General features: G+C 41.6%; 15 protein-coding genes. 4 read left to right on the forward strand and 11 right to left on the reverse strand.

Annotated features, from left to right (window positions below):
- Positions 1 to 28: 28 nt before the first annotated feature.
- Positions 29 to 463 (forward strand): protoporphyrinogen oxidase HemJ, encoded by a 435-nt coding sequence (gene hemJ / locus Q0788_RS12625; protein ID WP_057762639.1) that lies wholly within the window; start codon positions 29 to 31, stop codon positions 461 to 463.
- A gap of 111 nt (positions 464 to 574) precedes the next feature.
- On the opposite strand, the gene Q0788_RS12630 is transcribed toward hemJ, so the two are convergent.
- From Q0788_RS12630 to Q0788_RS12655, 6 genes are all read right to left on the reverse strand, one after another.
- A complete protein-coding gene (locus Q0788_RS12630) occupies positions 575 to 1213 on the reverse strand; it encodes a hypothetical protein (RefSeq protein ID WP_298811227.1) in 639 nt (212 codons plus the stop codon).
- A gap of 263 nt (positions 1214 to 1476) precedes the next feature.
- Positions 1477 to 1968 carry a hypothetical protein gene (locus tag Q0788_RS12635; protein ID WP_160023504.1) on the reverse strand — a complete coding sequence of 164 codons (492 nt, stop codon included), beginning with the start codon at positions 1966 to 1968 and terminating at the stop codon, positions 1477 to 1479.
- Positions 1969 to 2086: 118 nt separating this feature from the next.
- Positions 2087 to 2803, reverse strand: coding sequence for a ribonuclease PH (rph, locus tag Q0788_RS12640; protein WP_057761673.1), 717 nt, complete (start codon positions 2801 to 2803; stop codon positions 2087 to 2089).
- A gap of 181 nt (positions 2804 to 2984) precedes the next feature.
- Complete coding sequence (locus Q0788_RS12645) at positions 2985 to 4784, reverse strand: AMP-binding protein (RefSeq protein WP_298811232.1); 1800 nt, start codon at positions 4782 to 4784, stop codon at positions 2985 to 2987.
- A gap of 512 nt (positions 4785 to 5296) precedes the next feature.
- The gene (locus Q0788_RS12650) at positions 5297 to 7024 is read right to left on the reverse strand and encodes an AMP-binding protein (protein WP_298811233.1); all 1728 of its coding nucleotides are present in this window, start codon (positions 7022 to 7024) and stop codon (positions 5297 to 5299) included.
- A 353-nt stretch (positions 7025 to 7377) separates the two neighbouring features.
- Positions 7378 to 9171 (reverse strand): von Willebrand factor type A domain-containing protein, encoded by a 1794-nt coding sequence (locus Q0788_RS12655; protein ID WP_298811234.1) that lies wholly within the window; start codon positions 9169 to 9171, stop codon positions 7378 to 7380.
- 457 nt (positions 9172 to 9628) lie between these two features.
- On the opposite strand from Q0788_RS12655, the gene parC reads away from it, so the two are divergent.
- Both parC and Q0788_RS12665 read left to right on the forward strand, forming a co-directional pair.
- The gene (parC, locus tag Q0788_RS12660) at positions 9629 to 11938 is read left to right on the forward strand and encodes a DNA topoisomerase IV subunit A (RefSeq protein ID WP_298811235.1); all 2310 of its coding nucleotides are present in this window, start codon (positions 9629 to 9631) and stop codon (positions 11936 to 11938) included.
- 94 nt (positions 11939 to 12032) lie between these two features.
- Positions 12033 to 12719, forward strand: a complete 687-nt coding sequence (locus Q0788_RS12665; protein ID WP_298811237.1) for a hypothetical protein — start codon at positions 12033 to 12035, stop codon at positions 12717 to 12719.
- 230 nt (positions 12720 to 12949) lie between these two features.
- Here the strand turns inward: Q0788_RS12665 and Q0788_RS12670 are convergent, their stop codons facing one another.
- The 4 genes from Q0788_RS12670 to Q0788_RS12685 all read right to left on the reverse strand — a co-directional run bounded on the left by Q0788_RS12670 (position 12950) and on the right by Q0788_RS12685 (position 15808).
- Entirely contained in the window at positions 12950 to 13414 is a 465-nt protein-coding gene (locus Q0788_RS12670) for a BLUF domain-containing protein (RefSeq protein WP_298811238.1), read from the reverse strand.
- A gap of 122 nt (positions 13415 to 13536) precedes the next feature.
- Positions 13537 to 14001: a BLUF domain-containing protein gene (locus Q0788_RS12675; protein WP_298811240.1), complete on the reverse strand. Its 465-nt coding sequence runs from the start codon at positions 13999 to 14001 to the stop codon at positions 13537 to 13539.
- A 373-nt stretch (positions 14002 to 14374) separates the two neighbouring features.
- A complete protein-coding gene (locus Q0788_RS12680) occupies positions 14375 to 14848 on the reverse strand; it encodes a BLUF domain-containing protein (RefSeq protein WP_298811241.1) in 474 nt (157 codons plus the stop codon).
- Between the two features lie 453 nt (positions 14849 to 15301).
- On the reverse strand, positions 15302 to 15808 hold the full coding sequence (locus Q0788_RS12685) for a hypothetical protein (protein WP_298811242.1): 507 nt from the start codon (positions 15806 to 15808) through the stop codon (positions 15302 to 15304).
- A gap of 299 nt (positions 15809 to 16107) precedes the next feature.
- On the opposite strand from Q0788_RS12685, the gene Q0788_RS12690 reads away from it, so the two are divergent.
- Positions 16108 to 16938 carry an HAD family hydrolase gene (locus Q0788_RS12690; RefSeq protein WP_298811244.1) on the forward strand — a complete coding sequence of 277 codons (831 nt, stop codon included), beginning with the start codon at positions 16108 to 16110 and terminating at the stop codon, positions 16936 to 16938.
- A gap of 219 nt (positions 16939 to 17157) precedes the next feature.
- On the opposite strand, the gene Q0788_RS12695 is transcribed toward Q0788_RS12690, so the two are convergent.
- A complete protein-coding gene (locus Q0788_RS12695) occupies positions 17158 to 17985 on the reverse strand; it encodes a 3-oxoacyl-ACP reductase (protein ID WP_298811247.1) in 828 nt (275 codons plus the stop codon).
- Positions 17986 to 18083: the final 98 nt, after the last annotated feature.

Genomic DNA, 18083 nt, shown 5'->3' on the forward strand with positions numbered 1-18083 from the left:
AAATACAAGCTAAGCAAGAGAAACTATGATGGCAGATTATTTTAACTGGATTAAAGCGGCGCACATTATCTCGATGGTCTGCTGGTTTGCGGCGATATTCTATTTGCCGCGCCTGTTTGTCTATCATGCGATGAGCGACGATAGCATCAGTCATGAGCGCTTTGCCATTATGGAGCGCAAGCTGTATCGCGGCATCATGACCCCATCGATGATAGCGACATGGATCTTTGGTCTATGGATGTTAGGTCTGGGCTGGGATGTCTACAAAACCCAAGGCTGGCTACACGTCAAATTGCTATTAGTAGTGCTGCTGTCAGGCTATCATGGTGCTTGCGGCTTTTACCGTAAGAAGCTAATTGATAATCCACATTATAAAACGCATAAATTCTGGCGCTGGTTTAATGAAGTGCCTGTATTTGCCTTAGTGATTATTGTGATTCTAGTTGTGGTAAAACCGTTTTAGTATCAGAAAAACCATTTAACCTGTAAAACAAAAGCGTCCGTAACTTCAATGAGTTGCGGACGCTTTTTTATTCACTTATAAAACAGGTTGTCAAACTGGAAATATCAAACACTAAACGCTTGGGCGCATAATTTGATAAACATTGCTTAAATCATAAACGCGATAACGAGCTGGTTCACGGCGATTTTCGCCAGCATAGCTCAGTATCAATGCCTGCTTGGCACGCTCATCGACCCAACCGACAAACAGTCCACTATGCTCGACGCCATTGTAGCCATGATTGATATAATAGAGCCAGTCGCCTGCTTCAATCTCGCTGCTACTAGCATAGGGGCCTTGCGCATAAGTGCCTTTGTGTATGGTATTACGCGATACCCCTGCCCGATTAAATACAGTATTTAAATAGTCCCAGCAGCCACCTTGAATAATCGTGCGCTCGTTAAGTGCCATTTTGCGTGCGGTACTGACCACCTCACGTGCTGCCATACTACTCTGCGTCTCGGCATTGCTTAATAGCGGTAGATACTCGCTATCGACATTGTCATAGTTGCCTGATAAAAACGCTGGTAAGACTGTAGGTGCTGAACGCTGTACCTCAGGATAACGATAGGACATATTCGTCGTTAGTTGAGTAGATTTTTGAGCGATAAGCATGCTCATACTATCTGCATGGGCTTGCCCTACCATGCCGCAGGTAAATAGTAAAAAACCGCACGACGCGGCGACTGACGGTATAGACAAACGCGACATGACTAACTCCTTGTCAACTAAATCTCAATGACAGTATCAATAATAAGAAGGATAAATTTTATAATCCTACTTATAAACCATTTGCGCACAAATCTGCAAGCACTATTCGCCTGCGATAGGTGATAGACGGTATAAATATACTGATAGATGACAATATTGGAGAGATACGTCGAGTGAGATCTAAAATGACACTTGAGTTTAAAGTGTAGATAATACGAAGACAATAGCTATGCTTTGGTAAAGTATGAAATTGAGAAAAGATACTAATTACTCTTCATTTTAATATTTACATGGCGTTTCGTTAGCGCTTGCCCTTCTAAGATAGCTTTCGCAGCTTTTGCTTCTTGAGCACTCTCAAAGCCAGTAATACGATATTTGCGAACATCACTGCTATCGACAATCTGTAATTGCTCGCCAATCAGCGTTATCTTATCGCCATCCGTTAAATGAATATGCTCACGCTTACCTAGGTTGTCATGGACCAGCTCGCCAGCCCTTACCCACAATGTGCCACTGCTAATCATACCGCTCATAGCCTTTTTATGCTGTTGGCGCTTTTTATTAAAAATAAAGCTACCAATAATAAGCAGTGCAAGCGCACCGATGGCTAGACGCTCAGGCAACAAACTCATCGCCATGGCGACTGCGACGGCTCCTACCAATAAGGCAGAACCAAACCAAAACATGCCATTATCAGCAGCATTTGATTGCCCTTGTAAGGTGATTTTGGCGCCATCATCAGTTAGCTTGAGCATGTGTTGTTACCTATTACGTAATGTACGAATATTTTCTATTAAAAAACTGCCTATTAGCAGCTAACAGGCAGTTATTGACACTAAAAACAAAGACAGTGTGTTATATCTAAGCGCTAGTCTACCAACCAAGTGCCGTCTGTTGCATTTTAATCAATTCGGCAATGCCTTTTTCAGCTAATGACAGCATAGCATCTGCTTGAGCACGAGTGAACGGCTTTTCTTCAGCAGTACCTTGCAGCTCAATGTACTCGCCTTTTTGGGTCATCACGACGTTCAAGTCGGTATCACAGCTAGAGTCTTCTTCGTAGTTCAGATCAAGATACGCTTCGCCATCTTTCATACCAACAGAAACCGCCGCAACCAGTCCGATTAGCGGATCTGCTTTGAGTTTTTTGGCCTTTTGGATACTCTCTAGCGCATCGATAAGCGCAATCGCAGCACCAGTGATACTAGCCGTACGAGTACCACCATCCGCTTGCAACACATCGCAATCAAGATAGATGGTGTTTTCACCAAGTTTACTTAGATCAATCATGGCACGTAAGCTACGACCGATCAAACGCTGAATCTCTTGCGTACGACCTGACTGCTTACCGCGAGCCGCTTCACGCTGATTGCGCGTGTTGGTCGCACGTGGCAACATACCATACTCGGCTGTGATCCAACCTTTGCCTTTACCTTTGAGCCAGCGCGGCACACCAGATTCTACACTGGCAGTACATAGTACTTTGGTATCGCCAAAACTTACCAATACTGACCCTTCAGCATGCTTTGTATAATGGCGCTCAAAGCTGATCGAGCGAAGTTGGTCAAGCTCACGATTGTCAATACGCATAAAAATTCCTAGTACAATGTTATAAAAGCAGTGTCATAAAAATACCTATCAGTTGTCAGTAAACACATTGATAGGCATGTAGTCGACTAAAATCTTAAGATATCCTAACGTGACAACGGCGCAATAGCAAGATTCGCTCCTGCCATTACGCCACCGTTATCAACAGAATGTCAGATATAAACTATTCTAACCCTTCCATCTTACGCAATTCCTTACGTAGGATTTTGCCAACGTTCGACTTTGGTAATTCGTCAACGAACTGTATATGACGTGGGCGCTTATAGCCAGTCAGTTGTTTTTTGCCATATTCCAATAGTTCTTTTTCAGTCACGTCGCCTTTTTTGACCACAAACAGCTTTGGCTCTTCGCCGCGATCATCGTTCGGAACACCAATAGCACCGCATTCTACGACTGCTGGATGTTCACTCATCGCCTCTTCGATTTCGTTTGGATAAACGTTGAAACCAGAGACTAAAATCATGTCTTTTTTGCGATCGACAATTTTGATAAAGCCTTTTTCGTCCATAATGCCGATATCGCCCGTTTTTAAGTAACCACTACCCGTAAAGGATTCAGCGGTTTCTTTCGGACGATTCTGATAACCAATCATGACCTGTGGACCTTTTACACAGATTTCACCACGATCGCCCATGGCTACTATATTTTCGTCATCATCAATGAGTACGATATCGGTGCTAGGGGCAGGAATACCGATTTTTCCAGTAAATTCCGCAATAGTCATCGGATTAAATGCTACGACAGGTGAGGTCTCAGACAAGCCATAACCTTCAACGATAGGCAGACCAGTGATTTTGTGCCACTCTTTCGCTACGCTAGGTAATACTGACATACCGCCGCCGATAGACGCTTTTAGATTAGAAAAGTCCAAATCAGCAAAGTTATCTTTGTGTACTAACCCATTAAACAAGGTATTCACCGCAGGGATAAACGCTGGCTTGTACTTGGCCATCTCTTTGATAAGCCCATCAAGATCGCGCGGATTCGGAATGAGTAGCGAGGCATAGCCTTGATACATACTACACATACCGCAGACCATAAATGAGAATACGTGATATAACGGCAGTGCGGTCAAAATCACATCTCTACCATCTATATCATCATCAAATGCACTATTCATCAGCGCACTGACCTGTAGCATATTGGCGACTAGATTGCCATGAGACAGCATCGCGCCTTTCGCTACTCCTGTCGTACCACCGGTATATTGCAGTAGAGCCACATCGCTTAAGTTTAACTCAGGGCGCTGGTACTTACTGGCTGATTCAGCATTTAAGGCATGCTTGAAGCTCACGCTATTCGGTATGCTATAAGCAGGAATCATCTTTTTGACATGACGAGCCACGAGGTTGACCACGGCTCCTTTAATCGTACCTAACATATCACCAATGGTACACACCACTACATGCTCTACCTGACCTTTGTCTTCGGCATCTTGATACGTCTTAGCAAAGTTTTCAACGATAAATAGCGCTTTCGCACCACTGTCATGCAACTGATGTGACAGCTCACGGCTAGTGTATAGAGGGTTTACATTGACCAAGACCATCCCTGCACGAATGATACCCAAAGCAACCACTGGGTACTGCAAGACGTTGGGCATCATTACCCCAACTTTATCGCCTTCGACCAGTCCTATTGATTGCAAATAACTGGCAATCTGTCGGCTATATAGGTCTAATTGCTTAAAAGTAATCGATGAGCCCATGCAGATATAGGCAGGTTTTTGGCCATAACGGCTAAAATTACGCTCGAACACATCAAGTAAAGAGGTATTGTCTTCTGGCATCTCGATGGTAGCATCGATGCTATAGCGCTCATAAGCGCTCAGCCACGGACTATCACTGTCGATGGTCGGCATAGTAGGAAACGCATTACTTTGATAAACGTCGTTGGTAGTATTGGCTTTATCATCAGTTGCAGCGCTATTATCTGTCGTTTTTTTATTAATATTATCCGTCATAATTTTCCCTAAATGTTACTGTTAAAAACATTGAATATGCTAATGGAAACACCATTTTTTATGATTATTGCTGACAGCAGAAGCTTATGAATAAGAAATAGATAAGTATGATCGGGTTTGTCATTCATAAGCTTTGCAAATTAAAGTATGTTACTGGGTCTATGATAAATAATACTACCACTCAGCACGACTAAGTCGAAAACGATATTTACTACCATGATTTCACCAGTTACCTTAAGTAAAACCAGTACGATTTTTTGGATAAAAACAAAAATACGTCGATGGGCACTATAGCAGTTTTAATAGATATTCTCTATTAATAGTAGCTGTCATCCGCAAATGTCAAAAGCGATAAAGACAAAAAAATGATAAGACAGCATGGTTGCAGCCTTATCATTTTTGGTTACTACTTTAGTTACGACAGTATCTAATCGTACGTTACTTTCACATGTGTCTTTGGCTAATAATACACGCAGCTATCAAACAACTCTCTAGGTACGTGTATCAGCAAGTTAACCGTGGTTTTTTTCTTCAAGTACGCGTAGATCTTTACGCAAAATCTTACCAACGTTCGATTTTGGCAGCTCATCAATAAATTCAACACGACGAGGACGCTTATAACCTGTTAGGTTCTCTTTACCGTACTCAAGAACTTCTTCGGTGGTCAGACTTGGATCGTTACGGACAACATAGATCTTAGGAATCTCACCGCTCTTCTCATCTTCGATACCGATGACACCACATTCCAAAATCTTAGGATGTCCAGCCATGACTTCTTCGACTTCATTCGGATAAACGTTAAAACCAGACACCAAAATCATGTCTTTTTTGCGATCAACGATGGTCACATATCCGTTGTCAGCCATGATACCGATATCACCAGTACGGAAAAACCCATCTGCTGTCATGACTTCGGCAGTAGCATCTTCACGGTTCCAGTAACCTTTCATGACCTGTGGACCACGAACACTAATCTCACCGCGCTCACCAAGTGCCACTTCATTACCTGCATCATCCAAAATTGCCACATCTGTTGCTGGCATCGGTACACCAATGGTACCTGTGAATGTCTTGCTGTTGCTAGGATTAGAGGTCGCTACTGGTGCTGTTTCAGACAGGCCGTAACCTTGAATGATAATATTACCAGTTACTTGACGCCATTTCTCTGCTGTTGGGCTCAGTACTGCCATGCCACCGCCCATCGATTGACGCAGCTTGCTATGATCCATCGCGATAAATTCTTCGTTGTTGGCAAGTGCGTTGAACAACGTGTTTACCGCTGGGAAGAACGCTGGTGGATTGGCTTTATATGCTTTTAACAAGCTATCAAGATCGCGCGGGTTTGGTACTAATAATACAACACAACCGCGATACAGACCGAACATACCACATACGGTGAATGAGAAAATATGATACATCGGCAATGCCGTCATAATCACAGGTTGCTCACCTCTTTGATCGAAATCATCAAAAGCGGTGCCCAAAAAGGTATTAGACTGAATTAAGTTTGCCACCAAGTTTTTGTGCGTTAGCATCGCACCTTTCGCCACACCTGTCGTACCACCGGTATACTGTAGGACAGCGATATCATCAAGCGTGATATTGGTTGGGCGCTTATATTTACTAGCGGTGACTTGCTTTAATGCCGTTTTGAAGCTGATGCTATTAGAAATGCTATAGTCTGGCACCATTTTTTTGACATGGCGGACGACCGTATTAACCATAAAGCCTTTGAGCGTACCCATCAAATCGCCCATACCCGTAATCACGACTTTATCGACTACATTGCGACCGATGTCTTGATAGGTTTTGGCAAAGTTTTCGACCATGATCAGCACTTTGGCGTCTGAATCGGTCAATTGGTGCTCAAGCTCTCTGGTAGTGTAAAGAGGGTTGACGTTGACTAAGGTAAAGCCTGCACGTAGTACAGCGATGACAGAGATTGGTAACTGCAAAATGTTGGGCATCATGACCGCAACTTTATCGCCTTTGACCAATCCTAATGACTGTAGATAAGCGGCCATTTGACGGCTGTATAAATCTACTTCTTGGAAGCTTAACGATGAACCCATGCAGATATAGGCAGTTTTATCAGCATTTTCAGCGAAGCTTTTTTCGAAAATATCGATAAGTGACGTATTGTCGGCTGGCAACTCAATGTCATACTCCAGACCAAGTTCTTCATACGTTTTTAGCCAAACTTTATCGTCACGACGGGTTAAGTTTCCTTGATTTTCCATAATCTTTTCTCTCCTAGTAATAATACATTACCGTCAACCCACGCCAATCACAGTGTGATAAATATACAAAACGTCAGAGTCTTGCCTATCGTTATGATAAAAAGCAAGGCTGCGACATATTTGTATAGTGCTGAGCGAACAATATAGCGGTAAATAGCCCTTTGTTCATTAACATACACACTTTATACATAGTACTCAATACAAAAGATTGCTACACCAGTTCTCAAATAGGCTTGACGCTCAATATCCCTATAAATATCAATATATTAGATTAAAAAACTCAGTCAAGCTATTAGAAAATATGACCCTTGACTTCTGCTCCCTAATGACCATCCCGACACGATATCTGTTCACTATCGGCTATTTTTTAGCGCACTCGCCAGCTCAGTCAACGTCACAAAGTTGCGACGAGTACCATCAGTATCGCTACTCGGTCTATCTGCGATACTGCTTTTGGCAAGCTTAGTGCTATCTCTGTATTGCCAATCATTAATATAATCACTTTGAGTCAAGCGTTGACCGAACCCTGCTACTGCCATCGCAAACTGAGTATCGATACTGGCTTTATTTAAAGCGTGGCTGGCTTTATTAATCGGTTGGCTAATCAGTTTAGAGCTACCACCTGTCGGTGCTTTATAACGAATTTTTAGATAGCCAAGTTCATTAGAGCTCTGTTTGTTATTCGAACTAATACTGGCATTGCTATTAGCATAACGGCGATCGCTATATAACCCTTTTTGTCCTTTTGGTGTCACCTCAAACAAAGCGATAACCGCCTTACCTGCCCCAAGCTCACCTGCATCAATTTTGTCATTATTGAAGTCTTCTTCAGCCAGTACGCGATTTTCATAACCAATCAAGCGCCACTCGCTCACCACATCAGGATTAAACTCAACTTGGACTTTTACGTCTTTAGCGACGGTGTTAAATGTCGCGGCTAGTTCATCACCAAAGACTTTTTTTGCTTCAGTTAGACTGTCAATATAGCTGTAATTACCATTGCCGTTGTCCGCCATCTGTTCCATCATGTGATCATTCAGATTACCACGACCAAAGCCAACGGTAGACAAAGAGATACCGCGATCGCGATTGGCTTTGACCAAATCTAACATCTCATCGACATCACTAATACCTACGTTAAAATCGCCATCCGTTAACATCATGATTCGATTGATACCGTTCTTTTTTAGTCCTTGTTCAGCTTGCCTGTAGGCCAATTTCAGAGCGTCTTCCCCATTGGTTGAGCCTGAGGCATTCAACTCCTCGATAGCAGCCAATATTTTTGCTTTTTGGTCACCATTGGTCACAGGCAACGCCACACTAGTACGACCTGAATAGGTCACGATACTGATGCTGTCTTGGGCGCGCATCTGCTCTGTCAACAGCTTAAGCGAAGACTGTGCCAGTGGCAGCTTATCGCGCGACGACATAGAGCCTGACACATCTACTAAAAATACGAGGTTGGCAGGTGGCATAGATTGCTTGTCTGTTTTTTGCGACCAGCTACCATCAACGGCTTTGATACCGACTTTGACGATTTTATTATCCTGATCTGCTCTATCCCAAGGTGAGTCTACTACCTCAGTTGACACAATAAACGGGGCACTACCTAAGCGTTTGCCATCATCAAATTGATAGTTAAAATAATTAATCAATTCCTCGACCCGTACGGCATTAACAGGTGGTAGTTGACCCTCGTTTAAATAGCGGCGCACATTGGCGTAGCTGCCCGTATCGGTATCGATAGACAAGGTTGATACCGCCATATCCGTAGTTCGATGTACAGGATTGGCTGCGTTTTTTTGATAGTTGTCTTTTGCCTCTGGCGTGACTATGATGCTCGGTAATGGGCGTACGATACCTGTCTGCTCCGCAGAACGTATCATCATCTGTTGGCTGATGACTGAGGGCTTAACACTGGGTGACGCCATGATAGACTCTGACACCACTGCTGCATCTTGATTGACTGTGCTGCTTGTCTCGGCTGGTAGCGTTTTGCTCATTTGTGAAGTATTACAGGCTGTTAATCCTAAACTGGCTACAGCAGTAATCAACAGCACATTTCTAGTAGTGTTTTTCCCTAGGTGCTTACTTTCGTTTTTTAGCATTTTAGAGGCGGAAATTTTAGATAAAGGGTCAAATGACATAACAGAAACTCCTTATTGTAAGATTATTCAGTAGCGACTTGTCCGTGTCAATATATGGTTAACGCTATTTAAATAAGCACAACAGCTACCTTATTTAGTCTATTAACTGTCATACTTTCAGTTATTAATTTTGCATCAAAACTATTCTGTACCTACTTTCTTTAGACTAATGATAGATAAAATATCCCAAATAAAAACGATTCAACCTTAAGATATTTATTAACCATATAAAAAACAAATATTAGATTTACTATACTTAACTTAATCTATAAAAGCTATGAATCACCATACTATAAAAGCCCTTTATAAGCGCTTGTTTTAAGCACGTCACGAGATGTCGTATATTCTGACATACGTCTTTTTAATTGGTGCAATATCCTTTACGATAGCACTATCCTATTTGTATGCTTGAACCAATTATCTATACCTATTAAAACTGATAAGTGAATCCTATTTTATGTCTGATGTTATTGATCATACGATCGCCCCAATTATTCCCAATGAGCCGATGGATACTCGTTCAGTCGCAGAGTTCACCGAGCAGGCCTATCTCAACTATGCCATGTACGTCATCATGGATCGGGCGTTGCCAAATATTGCTGACGGTCTAAAACCTGTCCAGCGTCGCATCGTCTATGCCATGAGCGAGCTTGGGCTAAAGTCCTCTGCTAAGGCCAAGAAATCCGCCCGTACAGTCGGTGACGTATTGGGTAAATACCACCCGCATGGTGACAGCGCTTGTTATGAAGCGATGGTACTAATGGCACAGCCGTTCAGCTATCGCTATCCGCTCATCACTGGTCAAGGTAACTGGGGTAGCCCAGATGATCCGAAATCATTTGCCGCGATGCGTTATACCGAAGCTAAAATGTCGGCTTATGCCAATACGTTGCTCGCAGAATTGGGACAAGGCACGGTCGATTGGCAAGATAACTTCGATGGTACGATGCAAGAGCCGACCACCCTCCCTGCCCGCTTACCTAATATTTTATTAAACGGTACGACAGGTATTGCTGTTGGTATGGCAACCGATATTCCACCGCATAACCTTAATGAAGTGGTACGTGCGGCTATTCGATTGCTTAAAAACCCAGAGCTATCGATTAAGCAGCTTACCCAATCGATACCTGCGCCTGACCTACCAACGCCAGCGGAAATCATCACTAGTAAAAAAGATTTGCAAGCAATGTACGAGACTGGACGTGGCAGTTATAAGATGCGCGCCACCTTTCATGTTGACCCTAAAGAAAAGAACCTCGTCATCATCGATGCGCTACCTTACCAAGTCTCAGGTAATAAAATCCAAGAGCAAATTGCTAAGCTTATGACTGATAAGAAGCTGCCTTGGGTGACCGACATTCATGATGAATCAGATCACGAAAATGCCTGCCGTATCGTCCTTGAGTTGCGCTCAACGCGAGTCGATGTCGATCGTGTCATGAGTCACCTGTTTGCCAGTACTGACCTAGAAAGCAATTACCGCGTCAATATGAATATGATTGGCTTAAATGGTAAGCCGCAGGTAAAAAACTTAAAGGAAGTCTTGGAAGAATGGTTAATCTGTCGCCGCTCGGTGGTCACGCGCCGCCTGCAATATCGCCTCGATAAAATTGATAAACGCTTGCATATCTTGGCGGGCTTGCTGATTGCTTATCTGAATATTGATGAAGTGATTCGCATCATTCGTGAAGAGGACGATCCAAAAGTGACCTTGATGCAGGACTATGACCTGACTGACATTCAAGCCAATGCTATCTTGGATATTCGTTTGCGTCAGTTGGCAAAATTAGAGGAAATTGAGCTGCGCCGCGAGCAAGATGAACTCGCTGCCGAACGTGCCATCATTCAAGAGTACTTAGACAATCCAGACAGTCTAACCAATCTGATGATCGATGAGCTTACCGCCGATATGAAAGAACATGGCAATGAGCGTGTATCACCATTAGCAGAGCGCGAAGAAGCACAAGCACTAAAAGAGTCAGACCTCGTACCGAGTGAGCCGGTCACTGCCATCTTATCAAAAGCGGGTTGGATTCGAGCCGCTAAAGGTCATGATGTCGATGCTGCTGGTATGAGTTACCGCTCAGGTGACAGCTATCAAGCACACGTGCGCGGCAAATCTAACGAGCGAATCTACGTGCTCGACAGCACTGGACGCAGTTACAGTATCGATGCGCATAATTTAGCGTCTGCGCGTGGTCAAGGTGATCCGCTAACCAGTGTGTTAAAGCCGCCAGCAGGCGCTAGCTTTGAGCAGCTATTAACGGGTGATAACGAGCAACGCATTATCCTTGCTAGTTCAGCAGGTTATGGTTTTATCAATACCATTGGTAACCTCGATAGCAATCAAAAAGCTGGTAAAAACGTCATTAACCTAGCAACTGACAGTCGACTGCTCCCTGTTGCACGTATCGATGCGCCAGTAGAGACGGCCGCTAATACCGAAGGTGAAAATAGCAATGTGCGTGTGACACCTGATCATGTTGCTGTCGCGACCAATGCAGGGTATCTACTGATATTTGCTCTTGATGATTTGCCTGAACAGGCTCGCGGTAAAGGGAACAAACTTATTAAGTTGAAAGACGGTGAAGAGGTACTCGCTATCACACCACTTAGTCAGCAAGACAGTCTTGTCATCACTGCTGGCAAACGCCATGTGACACTCAAGCCAAATGATTTGGCTAACTATACGGGTGTTCGCGGTAATCGTGGTGGTCAGTTGCCAAGAGGCTTTCAGAATGTGACGAGTGTTGAAGTGGTTGGCTAAAGATAACACATGATTAAGAACCTCAAGCTTTTTTAAAGCTCAGAGCTGGATAATAACTAATATTATTAACGATTTTAAAGGTAAAAATTGATTGATGAGTATTTTAAATAACGTTTGGGTTGTAGGAATAGGAGGAGGAATCTTAAGCGGTTTATTTGTCGCTTTTATTTCAAGATATCTATTCGCTAAAAAAGATAACCGTGAATATACGCAAAAGGTTTTTGCTGTAAATCGAGAGATAATATATGCACTTCGCCCTGGTATATCAGAAGGAAAATTTCCTACCGACGAGGTTTTAGATTCTCTTCTAAGTGCAACAGCTCGTCGCTATAAAGTAAGTAGAGAAGATGTTTTCCAGCCTAAACAGATTGCAGAAGAGTTAATAAAAGAAATAATGGACTCTAGTTTTATCTCTTCTGACACTAAACAAGATTATTGCGACAGTCTACTCCATTTGATTTTGCCCTCCATTAATACTACTAATATAGATGAACTATATTCTGACTTGAAACTTGAAGAAGACGATTATCGTCGTCGTTCAAATGCAAGAATGAGTGCTATATTAGGATTAACTTCGACAATTATGGTAACTATGCTTACGCTTTACACAGGCAGAACCACAAAATCCGAACTTTATTCACCTGTATCTGAAGTCATTTTAAAAATACTTTTACCAACTATATCCATATTAGCAGCCACAGTGATAATTATTTCAATAGTAAGTATTTACTACTCCAAGAGATATTTGAATTCAAAAAAAGTAAAAAATGAGTGGATTTAATTCATACGCAAGCGTAGGCTAAGCTTTTAGCTCGTAGGGCTGGTTAGCTAATGTAGGATAAGTTTCACGTATTGATTATATAAAAAATTTCAAAAAGGTGCGTGGAATGCACCCTACAACTGCTAACACTTAAAGCTCACAATGTTTTTACCAAAAAGCCGCCTATACACAATGTATAGGCGGCTTTTTTACGCCAATCAGAATATAGAACTTATTTAAGACTTATTTGATTAGGTATCTTCAAAGATCGCTTCCAGGAAGCTTGTAATCTGAGTGCTTTTCATTAGATACGGATTAAAGTCAGCACCTGCCGAGAAGCTTTTTAGGGTATATACTTCGTCTTCTGCACTTGATGTTAAATATTTTATTAAAAACCCATCCCACCTACGTTCTTCTATTTCCTCAATCTCACTGAGGTGGGGTACTAGGTAAGAGTACTCACTGATTAATTTTACTAGTATTTCATTGATAAGAGGTCTTGGACCTTCAATATTTTGAATAAAGTAATTGTCATTCACGACAAGCGCTGAGGTTACACCACTTTTTTCATTATTCCTTCGCCATTGCTCAAGCAGACGAGCCAACCCTATTCCATTATTATTGTCACTATTTCTGCCAATATACGTTAGGCTTAGAGTAATATGCTCACCATGTCTTTTTCTATTTTCTAAAGGTTGGCTGGTAGTGATCTGCATAAGAAACCTTATTTATATAAAAATTATCTAAATCAAAAGATACTTTATAGACGGCTTTTTTATGCTAGTTAGAGCAGATGGCCTTTATACTGAGCGCATACTACGCATTTATAATTTCTGAATTAACCATCTTCAAATATCGCTGTCAAAAAGCTTTCAATCTGAGTACTTTTCATTAGATAAGGATTGAAGTCAAAACCCGCTGAGAAACTTTTTAAGGCATATTCTTCATCTTCGACACTTTCCGTCAGGTGTTTGGTTACGAATCCATCCCACCGAAGCGCTTCTATCTCTTCCACCTTGACAACATTAGGAATAATCTTGAAATGCTCATCAATTATCTTCGCTAGAGCAGCGTTGACCGCCGGTCTTGAGCCTTGAATGTTTTGAACAAAGTAACCGTCATTGATCACAAGCGCTGCAACTAGCCCACTTTCCTCAAAGTATCTTCGCCACTGTTCAAGAGCACGAGTCAACTCTATACCTGTTTTCATTTCGATATTTTTACCGATATACGTTAGGCTAATTAGCAGATGCTCGCCATGTCTTTTCCTATTTTCTGACGTTTGATTGGTCGTTATATACATAAGAAAATCCATTTATATAATAGGTATATAAATTAATATACACTTTATCATAAAGTATAATCAATAAAACTCTTGGGAATTGACCAGTTTCTTGTCATCTATAATTTGTAATAACATGATAAAAACAGTTATCACTAGGTAATTTTTAGTAGTTAAATCTTGCAAGAGTCAAGTATGAATAGTCACTTATGAACATCCGCCAATATTTTATTCAGTTGCTAAGAAAACATCCTATACCGATACTGCTAACTTACTTTCAACAAAAAGCCGCCTATACAAACGTATGGACGGCTTTTTGTTGAAAGCTAGGACAAGTGACTACTAACAACTCTAAGAGGCAAATATTCAAGAAATAAATGCTATTCATTTAAAATTAATTAGATTCAGCATTTTCAAAAACCGCCTTCAAGAAGCTTTCAATCTGAGAGCTTTTCATTAGATAAGGATTGTAATCAGAGCCTGCTGAGAAGTTCTTTAGGGCATGCTCTTCATCTTCAACGCTTGAGGTTAGATGTTTAACTAAAAACCCACTCCATTGGCGCGATTCAATTTCCTCTATATTCACAATATTAGGAACAATAGTGGAATGCTCGTCAAGTATCTTTTCCAAGGCAGTATTGATAGCAGGTCTTGTTCCTTGGAAACTTTGAACGAAATAACCTTCACTAATGACTAAAGCTGAAACGATATCGTTTTCTTCAAAATATCTGCGCCAGTACTCAAGTGCGCGAGTCAGCTCAATCCCAGAATCTAGATCGACATTTTTGGCGATATATGTCATATGGATAAGAATATGTTCACCATGCCTTTTTCTATCTTCTGAAGGTTGGCTTGTCGTTATGTTCATAAGAAACCTTATTTATAAAATAATTCATTCAAATCAAGGTATACTTTAAGATAAAGTATAATTAATAACGTTTTTTATCATTTGCTATGATTTTTTTAGATTTATAACATAGAAGTTTCAATGATATAGCATACCTATATCCATAGTAGTAAAATTATACTACAAAGTTGTCACGTTCAGTATCTTGGCATTATTCCAATAGTTAACAAGCCTAATCTATATTTTCCTATAGCCCTGCCTCAACGCACTTATATAACAAAGCCAGGTTTACTTATTGGCCAAATATTATAAACATCAATCAGGGTCTTTAATGTCTGTTGAGTTAACGCATTTGTAGGTATGTAAAACACAACCCACCCTCAATAAAAAGCCGTATACGCTATGTATAAACAGTTTTGTATAGACGACTTTGTTGCATACTAACTGTTGCATATTAATTGAATAGCTAACGTATCAATACCGTCCCATCTCAACTGTTGTTTCAGCAAGTACCGAGTCGCCTTGCCATGCTTGTACATCTACCGTATACAGATGGTTCTTGCCGCCAGAGCAAGGCGGCTTATATGCACCGCCCGCCTCACCTTTGCGGTTACGGTATTCTGCGACCATTTCAATACCGACTGGTACTTCGTAAGTATGACCAAATATTCGTGGCACTTCTGCGCTCGTAGCACCCTCTGGTAGTGCGAACTCTACAATGCCATGGCCACCATGCTGCATACGTTTGTTGCTTACATCGTTATAGACGAATACCAAGCTTTCCGCGCCTGCCGGAATGTTTGAAACAGTCATGCTAGGTGTGGCTGGGCTTTTACCGTCATAGTTTAAACATTGCTGCCCCTCAGGTATTTTCTTGCCATCCCAAACAGCATCATTAAATTTAACATCCATTGCAAAAGCATTGGTAGATAAAGCCAAGGTTGCCAAAACTGTAACCAACTTTAAGGTGAAAAAGTTCATATTTATTCCTTTAGGTAACTGCTGCATTAATAACGATAGTCCATCTTGTTTCGTAGATTAATTTTGATAATTGAATATAACCTTATAATAAATAAACACGGTTAAGTTAATCATATCGTTTAGCATTTTTGTTAATCCTCTGGACAAACAATGAGCGGTTCTACAGGCTACATGCAAATACTGTCTCAATAAGCATGCCTGCAGTATCATAGGTTACTCGATAGGTATTTATCTGATTGGGTATGTTGTAGTAGTATCTGAATCATTGTATCTACACGACTAAAAATAATAGGATCATCATGTTTATCGAAGATAAGATTGCCAAAGAAAGTATGACTACTAAAATCTCGACCCCAAAAATCATTTTTTTTGACATCGATGATACCTTAAGCCGTAACGGCATTATCGCTGAACACAATAAAGCGACGCTTGAGCAGCTTGCAGATACCGATATTAAACTAGTGATTTCGACTGGTCGTTCTAAAGCCATATTGCCTGAAGACATTCTAGCGTTGCTTGATGCAGATATATTGGACGCCATTATTTGTATGAATGGACAATATAGTTTTGATAAAAGCGGCCGAATCAGCCACTACCCGTTAACGGCTGAACAGACATATAAAATCGTACGCCTATGCCAACAGAGTGATTTGATTCATAAGTTTGACTCTGCCACTCATATCGCTTGGTCAGGTGAAAATGAACGTTTACGCGAGTTCAATGCGGTCACGCCCAATTCGATCCTTGACCCTGAGTACTACAAATTAAATACTGTCTATCAGTGCTCGGTATTCTTTAATAATCAGCAAGAAAAGATGCAAGACATCGATTTTGCTCAGTATGATTTAAAGCTGGTACATTGGCATCAGATTGGTGCTGATATATTACCAGCAGAGGCATCAAAAGCTCGCGGTATCAAAGATGTATGCAAGTACTATGCGGTAGATGCAAGCGAGTGTATTGCATTTGGTGATGGTATGAATGACTTAGAAATGTTCGACTTGGTTGGATTTGCTGTGGCCATGGGAGATGCGCAGCCAGCTTTAATAGAACGCGCTGATTTCATCACTGGGACGATCGAAGAGTATGGTATTCAAACCGTGCTTAATCAGTTAGCAATGAAGTCGTAAGACTGTTCAGGCACATAAAGCCATTAATATTCATCTAATTAACGTTCATTTAAAAAAAGCCCTTACTAACCGATTAGTAAGGGCTTTTTATTATGGTCTAATTTTATATAAACGTTTCAACTGGAAACTGTAGCGGTGATAATTCCAATACCTTGTCGAGTATTCATTTCATTCTTTCTACAAATCCAATAGAACGTAAGGCACCGGTTAAGGCCTCAATTAAGGCATGGTCAATCCACCATCAACAGCGATAGATTGTCCAGTAATAGCCATACTCAAATCAGATGCCATGAGCAATACAGAATTGGCAAAATCAGCTACTGAAGTCGCTTGTCGTAGCGGCGTTGTAGTCGCAATGTAATCAAATACCTCTTCTGTCGTCAGGCTACTCGCATCAGTCGTCTTTAAAAGTCCGCCTGCCAGTAGATTGACGCGGATACCATACTGCCCCAATTCAGATGCCAAGTTACGTGTCAGCCCTATTAGCGCCGATTTAGCAGTCGTATAGTCGTAATAAGTAACCACCGGATTATAGACAAGGTTGGTTGAGATATTGATAATCTTGCCCATTTTCTGTGCTTTCATCTGTGGCAATACCGCTTGCACTGTATTGACTGCACCCTTAACGATGCCATCCATCTGCTGAGAGAAGTGCGACCAGTTCACCGTTTCTATACTGGTGTACGCAGCGCTTGGATTGAACTGATAATTCGGCAAGGCATTATTGACCAATATATCGATACGACCATGACGAGCGGTGACTTCAGCTGCCATGGCTTGTACTTGCTCAAGATCGGTCACATCCGCCTGATAAGCAAATGCTTGGCCACCTGTCGCAATGATATCAGCCACTACCGCCTCAGCAGCCTGTTTACTATTGAGGTAGTTGACGCAAACGATAGCGCCTGCTGCTGCCATTTGCTGTGCAATCTGTGCACCAAGCCCGCGACTGGCACCAGTGACTATGGCGACTTTATCCATAAGCAAGGCTGGTATAACTGAGTGGTTTTTATTCAAGGCGTTTTGAGTTGAGGTACTTTCGGTCATTGTGCTGTATCCTTTATTATTATGGTATGGTTGGTGTCTTAAAGCCAAAGGCTGATATCTGCATAGATGATGTTCGTCATACTTCGGCCTGCGCCAAT

Origin of the sequence: uncultured Psychrobacter sp., from assembly GCF_947500265.1 — a bacterium.
In the GTDB taxonomy this organism is placed as follows: Bacteria; Pseudomonadota; Gammaproteobacteria; order Pseudomonadales; family Moraxellaceae; genus Psychrobacter.

Coding starts and splice junctions, on each gene's coding strand:
- Q0788_RS12675 (WP_298811240.1), bottom strand. CDS start 14,001: ATGTATATAACGACCAATCAAACGTCAGAAAATAGGAAAAGACATGGC.
- parC (WP_298811235.1), top strand. CDS start 9,629: ATGTCTGATGTTATTGATCATACGATCGCCCCAATTATTCCCAATGAG.
- Q0788_RS12655 (WP_298811234.1), bottom strand. CDS start 9,171: ATGTCATTTGACCCTTTATCTAAAATTTCCGCCTCTAAAATGCTAAAA.
- rph (WP_057761673.1), bottom strand. CDS start 2,803: ATGCGTATTGACAATCGTGAGCTTGACCAACTTCGCTCGATCAGCTTT.
- Q0788_RS12680 (WP_298811241.1), bottom strand. CDS start 14,848: ATGAACATAACGACAAGCCAACCTTCAGAAGATAGAAAAAGGCATGGT.
- Q0788_RS12685 (WP_298811242.1), bottom strand. CDS start 15,808: ATGAACTTTTTCACCTTAAAGTTGGTTACAGTTTTGGCAACCTTGGCT.
- Q0788_RS12695 (WP_298811247.1), bottom strand. CDS start 17,985: ATGACCGAAAGTACCTCAACTCAAAACGCCTTGAATAAAAACCACTCA.
- Q0788_RS12690 (WP_298811244.1), top strand. CDS start 16,108: ATGTTTATCGAAGATAAGATTGCCAAAGAAAGTATGACTACTAAAATC.
- Q0788_RS12670 (WP_298811238.1), bottom strand. CDS start 13,414: ATGCAGATCACTACCAGCCAACCTTTAGAAAATAGAAAAAGACATGGT.
- Q0788_RS12630 (WP_298811227.1), bottom strand. CDS start 1,213: ATGTCGCGTTTGTCTATACCGTCAGTCGCCGCGTCGTGCGGTTTTTTA.
- Q0788_RS12635 (WP_160023504.1), bottom strand. CDS start 1,968: ATGCTCAAGCTAACTGATGATGGCGCCAAAATCACCTTACAAGGGCAA.
- Q0788_RS12650 (WP_298811233.1), bottom strand. CDS start 7,024: ATGGAAAATCAAGGAAACTTAACCCGTCGTGACGATAAAGTTTGGCTA.
- Q0788_RS12645 (WP_298811232.1), bottom strand. CDS start 4,784: ATGACGGATAATATTAATAAAAAAACGACAGATAATAGCGCTGCAACT.
- Q0788_RS12665 (WP_298811237.1), top strand. CDS start 12,033: ATGAGTATTTTAAATAACGTTTGGGTTGTAGGAATAGGAGGAGGAATC.
- hemJ (WP_057762639.1), top strand. CDS start 29: ATGGCAGATTATTTTAACTGGATTAAAGCGGCGCACATTATCTCGATG.